Origin of the sequence: uncultured Gemella sp. (assembly GCF_963515875.1) — a bacterium.
Taxonomy (GTDB): Bacteria; Bacillota; Bacilli; order Staphylococcales; family Gemellaceae; genus Gemella.
The window spans coordinates 33,769-42,292 of record NZ_CAUPZX010000010.1 but is presented as its reverse complement, the minus strand read 5'-3'; the positions used below and the strand labels follow the sequence as shown (position 1 = coordinate 42,292).

The following is an 8,524-nucleotide window of genomic DNA, read 5'->3' as shown; positions in this document are numbered from 1 at the left end:
ATTTCATAATAAATAGCCCTCCAAAATTTGTCCAAATTTTGGGGGCTATTACCGGGCTGTAAAGATCTATTTAGTTATTTTTCTTTCCATGTTCCGTAAGTATCTCCAGTTTCTAGGTTCATAGAAGCTACATAACGTCTTACACCGCTATTTGAGATATAAGATAACCATTCATAACCTTCTGCATAGCAAAATTCCATATAGTTAAATTCTTCTCCATTTTCGTAAGTTCCTACTACTTCTGAATTTAAAGATGGTGCATTTCTGATATTAAGTTTCTCTACACCAACAGTGTAAACACGGACTGTTGGTAGTGATTGTAATTTAGAAACGCTAGTTGCTTCTCCTTCTAGTTCATCTGTTGGGAAGTAGAACCAACCTATAATACCATCAAAGTTACGTTCTCTATAGCGTGCAGGTCCACCTACATATAAACTATCTGCATTTCCATCAACATTCTGCTCAATAGTTTTCATAGTATATCCATCACTATCTTCTATCACTACTCCAGTGTGTCCGAACGGATGACCATATATATATGTGGTATCCATTACAAAGATAGCTCCAGCTTTAGGTTTACTATCTAAGTTTCCAGCCTCATTATATTCTACTCTATATCTTAACGCTTTTGCACTATCTAATAAATCAATAGCGTTACCCCACAATGCTTTACCAAAATATTTTACTGATAAATAGTTAGGTAAATCAACACATTGTGTACCATATGCTCCGTCTTGGTCTACTCCTACTCCTAAATTAGCTATTCGTTTAGCTTCTACTACTAAAATATCATTCATTATTTATCCTCCTAATTTTTATATAATAAAAAGACTAAGAATTTACTTAGTCTAACCATTTTATATTTTTAATTGTCGTTCTACGAGTTTTATTATATTTTCTAGAATCACTTTCATGCAAAGTAACCAGTTTATAAGAATTATTAATTTTTCTTAAACCTAATACTATAGCGGTTCTTCCAGTTATTTCATATACCACTAAATTTAATTTCATACCATTTCTAGGGATATCTTTATCTACAACACATATATTTATTTCTTTACCATAAAATACTTTCTCAATAAAATTATAATTCTTAAATCTAGAAAACATCTTGAAAAAATCTTGATGTTCAGATAAATCAGAAATTAATAATTCATTATTTTTTATCATTTCTATACTTTTATTAGCGTAAATATTCTTAGGTAAAACATAGTGAAGTCCTAATAGATGATGTAAATCAGTTTCACTAAATACAACCATTACATCATTCATCTTTTTATAATTCAACTCTAACAAACATTTTTTATTACAAAATTTTTCTTGATAATCTTCTAATGTGCTTTGTAATGTTGCATCACTATCCATACAACCTCCTATATAAAGATAAAAAATAAGCACGGAACGGAAGTAGTCTCCGTACGGGACAATCGATTAGTTGTTGATAGTGGAACAACTAACTCCCTACTGTTGTGCTTCTTAGGCTTATCGCAAGGGAACAGTTCTTAAGCTCTGCCAAGCGGTGCAACGTGCTTCTATTACACCTCTATATCACTATAGATTATTTGCGTTTAAACGGGTCGAGACTGGAAAGACGATTAAAAGGCTTCTTTCTAGCTCATAATTTATTTTAATATAAACTTTACTTTTTGTCAATTTTTTCTATTGACACCTACAAAAATAACCCCTGTTTCAGTGCTTAACTGCCTATATAGGAACAGGGGGATTGATATATTTAAATTATATCACTACTTCTCTGAATTATCAATTTTATAATTGTTTCCTACAGTTTGTCTGTAAATTTGATGCACACCAACAGCACCAACTCCAAGTGTTATCGCTGTTGCATCTTTAAATAGTATTATTCCTATTAATCCTCCTAACACTCCTAGAAAATTAGGTATCATTTCATTAGGAAAGAATTTTGATTCTTTCAAAAACTTACCTAACATTCCAAGTAATGTTACTATTAAAAATACTAATGCTGGTTTTAAAAATTCTAATTGTTCCATATATTTCACCTCCTTTATGGTAATTGTTGCGGCCACTGGTCGTCTGTTAAATAGCTGATTTGACTTACACGTATATCTCCAATATCACTATCCGTTGGCACTGGATTTAAGAATTGAAATCTTAAGTGGTTTGCGTCTCCACCGTTTCCAACATACCACGTTCCATACGCTGTACCTCTATCATTGTATATAGAACCGATTAATGAGTTAGGTGCTCTAAATCCGGCAGGAATGCCATGTTCTCCTACGATGAAACAGTTTCGTTCTGTATCCGTAGTTTGCATAACATATCCAGCTCCACCACGTCTCACAATTCCGAACCATCCCCAAGAAAGCCCTCCAAATAGATATGTTACCTCATTGTTAACACGTCTCACTTTTACATAAGAGTTACCTAGTTTAGACACAGAATTTAGTGTTCTCCAACCAGTATCTCCACTTAAAACTTCCCAACCTTGATTGCCTCCGTTAGTAGTTTTTATCCATTTGAAAGCTCCGTTAGTTTTGTTTTTGTCAACATAAGTAGTACCTATTTCAGCTTCTACAACACCGTTCGGCATTCCAGTTCCGTGAATTTCATATTGACTAGCAGGTAGTGCAACGCTATTCCCACCACTAATACTTAATGTACCATTGTTAAGTGATAGTGTTTGATTAGGTTTAAGAGTATTCAATTCATCTTTAGTTACAATTTTTTTAGCTGTCAAAGTTTCTTCAGTAATGAATTTTGATGTATCTACAGTAGGTTTACTTTCCAATACAGTTAAACGTTCTTTAACCTCAGTATCATTGTAGACTGTGTCGTTATCTTGTTTATTTTCAAGAGTTAAGACACGGTCGCTTAATGCTTTGTCGTTATACGGCTCTGGTAAGTCTGTTTTTTTAACGTAAAACTCATCTGCTTTAGTTTTTGTCAAATATGTATCGAAAGGTTTACTCTCAAGAGCCGTTAAACGTTCGTTAATAGGTTCGTCGTTGTAAACTGTATCTTTATCTTGTTTTGTCTCAAGAGTTGAGACACGTTTAACCAAGTCAGAATCATTGTACGGCGTCGGTATAGTCGTTTTAAACGCCTCGAAGTCCGTGTTTGATACTTTGTTGTTAAGTTCTCTGTTAAACGCCACCACGTCATCTTTAGTAGCGAAATTCTCGACATTTACTTTTGGTGCGTCCTCTAGGGCTCTAACCCTATTACTTAAGGCTGTATCATCATATATTGTATTATTGTCTGGTTTGTTTTCTAAAGCACTTACTCTATCGCTTAACGGCTTATCATTATAAGCTGTAACAGTAGGTCTTGCTTCTAATTCTGTCAAACGTCTATTTACTTCTGAATCATCATAAGATGTAATTGTAGTAGTAGGTTTGTTTTCTAAAGCTTGCACTCTACTTGCTAAACCACTATCGTTGTAGGGTTGTGGTATTTCTGTTTTTAAAGCAAAATTTGAAGTATCAATATCGGGTTTGCTTTCTAAAGCTACTACACGATTTTTCAAATCAGTATCATCATATACTGTATCCTTATCAACTTTATTCTCAAGATTAGTAACACGTTCTGTCAATGCACTATCATTATATGCAGCAGGAATTTCTGTAGTTTTTGCATAACCTAGTTGTTTAATTTCCTCTACAACACTTTTCTTAGCTTCTGCAATATCGCTAGTTGTTGCAAAGCTAGTAACGTTAGGTATTTCATTCTTAGTAGCATAAATTTCTTCTGCTTTTTCTTTAGTTAGATAGTTATTTAAGTCAATACCACTGTTTACTTGTAGTTTCTTAAGCTCTTCTTCTAGTTCAGAACGTGTAATTACATCTACAACCTTTTCATCTTTAATATATCTGAATCCACGTTTACCTACTTCTTGTTTGTCAATTTCAGATAAAATTACAGTAAACTTAAATTTAAATATATCAAGTGAATCAGTTTCGCTATCTAAAAATAAATATCCTATTACTTCCTCACATTTCGATATTAGATCAGTATCAAATTTAATTTTAACTACATTTCCTTCAATAGTTCCAGTAGTTTCCCATGTTATATCAGTTTCTCGAAAATCAAACAACGCTCTAGCCTTATATTGCGATAAATCTACTTCATTTTTAATCACAAACTCAAATCCAGCATTATTTTTATCATGAGAATAAAGTTGTACGTTTAAATCTCTAACACCTCTACGCAAGGTAGTACTATTAAAATCAGTTCTTACTACTTTTTTCATACTATCCCTCCTTTTTATTTATAGGTAATTTTCTAAATCGATTAAATAAAGTTTCAATCTTACCATTTCCACCTATTTCTGCGTAGCTTTTATATAATCCACTTAATTCTGATAAATCTTCACTTGTCGTATATCCACGCTCTATAGCTTCGCTAAATTCCTTATGTAATCTATACGACATAATGCTTTTATTAGAATCTCTGTTCTGCAGTCCGATTTGAGTTACTTCATCCACTTTATCTTGTGTGTTCTTTACTTCCATACTTACTCTATCAAGTTGCTTTTCAGTTCTATATTGCGTGCTTTTTACTTCCCTACTTAAAATTTCAAATTGCTCTGCTATTTGTTTGTTGCTATTGTCAAACCATATCTTAACTAATGGAATGATTGCTACCGTAAAAAGTTGCAATATAAATTGCAAAATATAGTTTGTCATTTAGAGTACCTTTAAAAAAAGAACATGCTATTCAGCATGCTCTTCTTTTCTTTCTGATTCAATAGTTTCTTTTGGTGCTTCGTTCACAGTTGATGTTGGTGTGACTACCTCTTTTAGTTTGTAACTTTCTTGAGAATTTCTTTCAATTCTATCAACTTCTGCACTTACAACTTCTCTTAAATTCCCAATATCAGGAACTTGTTCTATAGTTTTTGATTTTCTTAAAACCTCTCTTACAAACATTTTAACGAATGGATTTTTCGCTTCAAATACTTTCTTACTGAACTTCATGAGTATTACCTCCTTCGTTTTGTGGTAAAGTTTGATTGCTTTCGCCTGTAGGTTGTGTAGTGTGTTCGGTAGTTTCATTTTCATGGTCTCCTTTATTTTCTTTATCATCATGCTCTGAATCTTGGAACATTGACATTACTGTTGAAATAGCATTTGTTACAGCTTCATCTAATTGTGCTTTAGTAATATATCGATGGTCTTCATCTGCTAATTGCTCTTTATTTTCACTTTCAGCACGTTCAAGCACGATTTCTTTATATTTTGTTGGCTCATTGCTAGGAATCCACTCAACAACACTTGTGTGGTCTTCTACAACTTCGTATAGTTTGTTTTCATATTTGAATTTATCTCCTACAGAGTAAACTACATTTACTTCATAAGAGTCAAATGCGTTGATTATTACATCTTTTTTAGCATTAATAGTCTTAGGATCTAGCACATTTAAAAGTAAAGCCATAATCACTTTATCGTTGCCTTTATTAACTTTATTAGCAAACTTAGTTAATGCTTTCTCACGTTCTACTGTATCTTGTTTATTACCAGTAAGAATACCCACTTGTTTGTTAAGGTTAGCATATTCAGTTACTAGTGCTGGAGTTGCTTCTCCAGTATATAAATTAATAGCAATTTGCTTTCTAACTTCCTCTAAAATTTCAGCATCACTCACAGTTGCAAATTTCCCTGGCAACTCTACATTACCGTTAAAATAAACTCCACCTGTAGTTAAACTGAAGTAGACATTTACACTTCTATATCCTCCTGCTGTTGGATTGGGTTGTCTTGTTGTTAATTCTAAAGCCATGTTATTGTACCTCCTCGTGTTTTACTTCTTCTTTAGCTTTTTTTAATTCTTCAATCTCTTTTTCTTTAGCTTCTAACTCTTTGCTTAATTCATTGTAAGCAACTTTATAATGAGCTAATTGCATAGTTTTTTCACTCAATTCTTGAGCGATTAAATCAATCGGTTGTAATGTATTATCCATTTATTTTTTCCTCCATTTTTATAATTCTTTGTTGTAATTCTTTGTTTTGTTGTGATAATTCTTGAATAGCTTTGATTAGGTATGGTTGCATTTCGAACGGTTCATAAGTATAATATCCTCCTGGATGGTCTACAAAAGCCTCTGGCATATATTCTTTAACATCTTGTGCCATTATTCCCAATTCAATATCTTTAACATCTTCTCTATACTTACGTGTGAATGAATATGTTTCAAACTTGTTAAGTACTTCTAATGCGTTAACAGTAGATTTTTTAATGTTACTTTTAAATCTTCTGTCAGATATCAATGAGTCAATATTTATATAATCTTTCAGCTTATTTTGTCCTGTCAATGATAATCTATTACCTGATTTGTTTATTTCGGTATAAATTGGTGAATAACACCACACCCCACTTCCGTAACCATTATCGTAAACAATATTTCCTGTTACTTTTAAATTTCCGTGTATTACTGGTTCATTCCAAAATTCCGCTTTATTGTAACACATCATTTTTCCATCTGGTTTAACAAACCACGCTTCATTTCCTGCATAATCCCAGTTACTACCCCAGTTTACCCACAATGCTGTTCTATCCCATGAACCATCACTCATTCCAACTGAGAAGTTATTAGCTCCAGTTATCCATTGACCACTACCACCCCAGTGTTCACCTAAGATAAAATTACCTATTCGTCCTGTATAGGATTGTAAATCATCAGCTTCAATCTTCGTAGTCGTAACCGTTATAGCATTTAAATTCTTAATGAAAGCATCTTGTGCCCAAAGCTTTGTGATGAAAGCTTTATGAGCGACAAATGCTTGAATCATTGCATCATCTACAAGTAAATTCCCAACTTTGACCGCATTAGCAGCAATGATATCTGAAGTGATACTACCTGCCTTGTGGTGACCAGTTTCAAGCGTTTTAGCTTTAATGTGTCGCCCCTCAATCGAACCTTCAACAGTTAATTCTGCCGATTTTTTCTTGTAGATTTTAGGTAGAGTAACATTTGCTATAACAAAATTACTTCGTGTGTCTTGTAAAATACCTAGTCTATAATATTCTATATTTGTAATATTTTCAGGAATTTGTAAAGTCACATTGCTATTTAAAAAGTCTCGTGTAGTATTAGCATTCATAATAGGAACTTGATACCAGCGATAATTACCATCTTTTGTTTTAACTTCAATCATGAATTTAATATCGTGGCGATTAACAACTTGAGTACTAACCGAACCATCAAATATAAATTCTGCACCTTGTTCTAAATTAACATCTTGGATTTTAGGTGTTAACCATAAATCACGTTCATTAGAAACGGCACTTGCTCTATATTCAAAATCTACTAAATTCTCATTAGCAGGTGTGATTATGAATTTATCAGTAATAGCTTTAATATTTTCAGGTTGTGTTGTTAAGATACTTGATATTGTTCGTCCATCAATTACTTTTCCTGAACCTAACTGAATACCAGTATTAGTTATAGAAATCTCATTTTTTCTTAACGAATTACTCTCTAACGTTGCTACACTATTAGATATTCTATCCGCTTTTTGGTCAACATTACTTATCGTCCTAGCTAGCTCACTATTTATTCTTGATAAGTTACTACTTACACCATCTACATTTCGCGTTACTGTTGCAACACTATTTGTTACACCATCTATTTTCCTTGTTAAAGTTTCCGATATACCATCAGCATAACGTTTTGATTCAGAAGTCAACGCTATTACTCTATTATTCATAACAGTGTCGATTTGAGTTCTTACTCCATCGATTTTCTCATCTACACTAGAGTTAATAGTCCTTGTTTGTCTTTCAACAATTCCTTCTGCTGTTTTAACTATCTCATTACTTAACGTGGTAGTGTGATATTCCTCAATTGTTCCTCTAGCAGTCTTCTTAATTCTAGTCCAGAAGTCGCTATCAGGGTCTGTCATCTTAACATCTAAATCACGTAAGTTTTTAAATATACCACTTAATGTATTTGTGCTTTGTTTAGGTGCAACAAAGCCAGTTGGCTCTGTTCCTTGTTCTAACTGAATACGATTTAATCTAGTATCTCCAACACATCCCATATGATAGAGTTTTACAGTCTGATTAGCAGTAGTAGGTGTGAATGTGTGATAGAATTTTCCATTTCTAAAGCTAGCTTGTTGCTTATTGTCATTTACTTCTATATCCATTTTTACCTCCTATCTACGTACTAGTATAAAGTTTCAAACTTACAACTTTTTTTCCGTTACCATTGTTATACCAACTTGCTGTTTCAAAGTATTTATATAGTCCAACTTCGTTATCTGAAAGCATTAACATAGTAGGAGCTTGAGGGGGTTTAATTAATTTCTCTGTTTTTAATTTAAATATTTCTTTATTGTTAATTTGAATGTGAGTAACACTATTTTCAGGTATATTGTTATTTCCTACTTCTAACAAATAACTTACAAAAAACGGATTTATAGTAACATTATCTTTTTGAAATATTAATCTTAATGCTGGTTCTGCTTCCCACACCAACCTACTACCTAAATATCTTTTGCCAACTTCTCTATTGTTAACTATTATCTTTGCTCTATCTCTCATA

10 protein-coding genes are annotated in these 8,524 nt (G+C 32.7%); all 10 read right to left on the bottom strand.

The window, feature by feature from the left end; genetic code table 11:
• Positions 1 to 74: 74 nt before the first annotated feature.
• Positions 75 to 797 carry an SH3 domain-containing protein gene (locus tag RWL85_RS03315; RefSeq protein ID WP_314084993.1) on the bottom strand — a complete coding sequence of 241 codons (723 nt, stop codon included), beginning with the start codon at positions 795 to 797 and terminating at the stop codon, positions 75 to 77.
• 46 nt (positions 798 to 843) lie between these two features.
• Positions 844 to 1,365, bottom strand: coding sequence for a PBECR4 domain-containing protein (locus RWL85_RS03310; RefSeq protein WP_314084991.1), 522 nt, complete (start codon positions 1,363 to 1,365; stop codon positions 844 to 846).
• Between the two features lie 380 nt (positions 1,366 to 1,745).
• A complete protein-coding gene (locus RWL85_RS03305; protein WP_314084989.1) occupies positions 1,746 to 2,009 on the bottom strand; it encodes a phage holin family protein in 264 nt (87 codons plus the stop codon).
• Positions 2,010 to 2,023: 14 nt separating this feature from the next.
• A complete protein-coding gene (locus RWL85_RS03300) occupies positions 2,024 to 4,228 on the bottom strand; it encodes a hypothetical protein (protein ID WP_314084987.1) in 2,205 nt (734 codons plus the stop codon).
• 1 nt (position 4,229) lies between these two features.
• Positions 4,230 to 4,664 (bottom strand): hypothetical protein, encoded by a 435-nt coding sequence (locus RWL85_RS03295; RefSeq protein WP_314084985.1) that lies wholly within the window; start codon positions 4,662 to 4,664, stop codon positions 4,230 to 4,232.
• A gap of 27 nt (positions 4,665 to 4,691) precedes the next feature.
• Complete coding sequence (locus tag RWL85_RS03290) at positions 4,692 to 4,955, bottom strand: hypothetical protein (protein WP_314084983.1); 264 nt, start codon at positions 4,953 to 4,955, stop codon at positions 4,692 to 4,694.
• Complete coding sequence (locus RWL85_RS03285) at positions 4,942 to 5,757, bottom strand: carbohydrate-binding protein (protein WP_314084981.1); 816 nt, start codon at positions 5,755 to 5,757, stop codon at positions 4,942 to 4,944. Before RWL85_RS03285 ends, RWL85_RS03290 begins: the two co-directional genes overlap by 14 nt.
• A gap of 1 nt (position 5,758) precedes the next feature.
• On the bottom strand, positions 5,759 to 5,938 hold the full coding sequence (locus RWL85_RS03280; protein WP_314084979.1) for a hypothetical protein: 180 nt from the start codon (positions 5,936 to 5,938) through the stop codon (positions 5,759 to 5,761).
• Positions 5,931 to 8,126, bottom strand: coding sequence for a gp58-like family protein (locus tag RWL85_RS03275; RefSeq protein WP_314084977.1), 2,196 nt, complete (start codon positions 8,124 to 8,126; stop codon positions 5,931 to 5,933). The genes RWL85_RS03280 and RWL85_RS03275 overlap by 8 nt, the downstream gene beginning before the upstream one ends.
• A 13-nt stretch (positions 8,127 to 8,139) precedes the next feature.
• A complete protein-coding gene (locus RWL85_RS03270) occupies positions 8,140 to 8,523 on the bottom strand; it encodes a hypothetical protein (RefSeq protein ID WP_314084975.1) in 384 nt (127 codons plus the stop codon).
• Position 8,524: the final 1 nt, after the last annotated feature.

Coding starts and splice junctions, on each gene's coding strand:
- RWL85_RS03300 (WP_314084987.1), bottom strand. CDS start 4,228: ATGAAAAAAGTAGTAAGAACTGATTTTAATAGTACTACCTTGCGTAGA.
- RWL85_RS03315 (WP_314084993.1), bottom strand. CDS start 797: ATGAATGATATTTTAGTAGTAGAAGCTAAACGAATAGCTAATTTAGGA.
- RWL85_RS03270 (WP_314084975.1), bottom strand. CDS start 8,523: ATGAGAGATAGAGCAAAGATAATAGTTAACAATAGAGAAGTTGGCAAA.
- RWL85_RS03305 (WP_314084989.1), bottom strand. CDS start 2,009: ATGGAACAATTAGAATTTTTAAAACCAGCATTAGTATTTTTAATAGTA.
- RWL85_RS03310 (WP_314084991.1), bottom strand. CDS start 1,365: ATGGATAGTGATGCAACATTACAAAGCACATTAGAAGATTATCAAGAA.
- RWL85_RS03280 (WP_314084979.1), bottom strand. CDS start 5,938: ATGGATAATACATTACAACCGATTGATTTAATCGCTCAAGAATTGAGT.
- RWL85_RS03295 (WP_314084985.1), bottom strand. CDS start 4,664: ATGACAAACTATATTTTGCAATTTATATTGCAACTTTTTACGGTAGCA.
- RWL85_RS03290 (WP_314084983.1), bottom strand. CDS start 4,955: ATGAAGTTCAGTAAGAAAGTATTTGAAGCGAAAAATCCATTCGTTAAA.
- RWL85_RS03285 (WP_314084981.1), bottom strand. CDS start 5,757: ATGGCTTTAGAATTAACAACAAGACAACCCAATCCAACAGCAGGAGGA.
- RWL85_RS03275 (WP_314084977.1), bottom strand. CDS start 8,126: ATGGATATAGAAGTAAATGACAATAAGCAACAAGCTAGCTTTAGAAAT.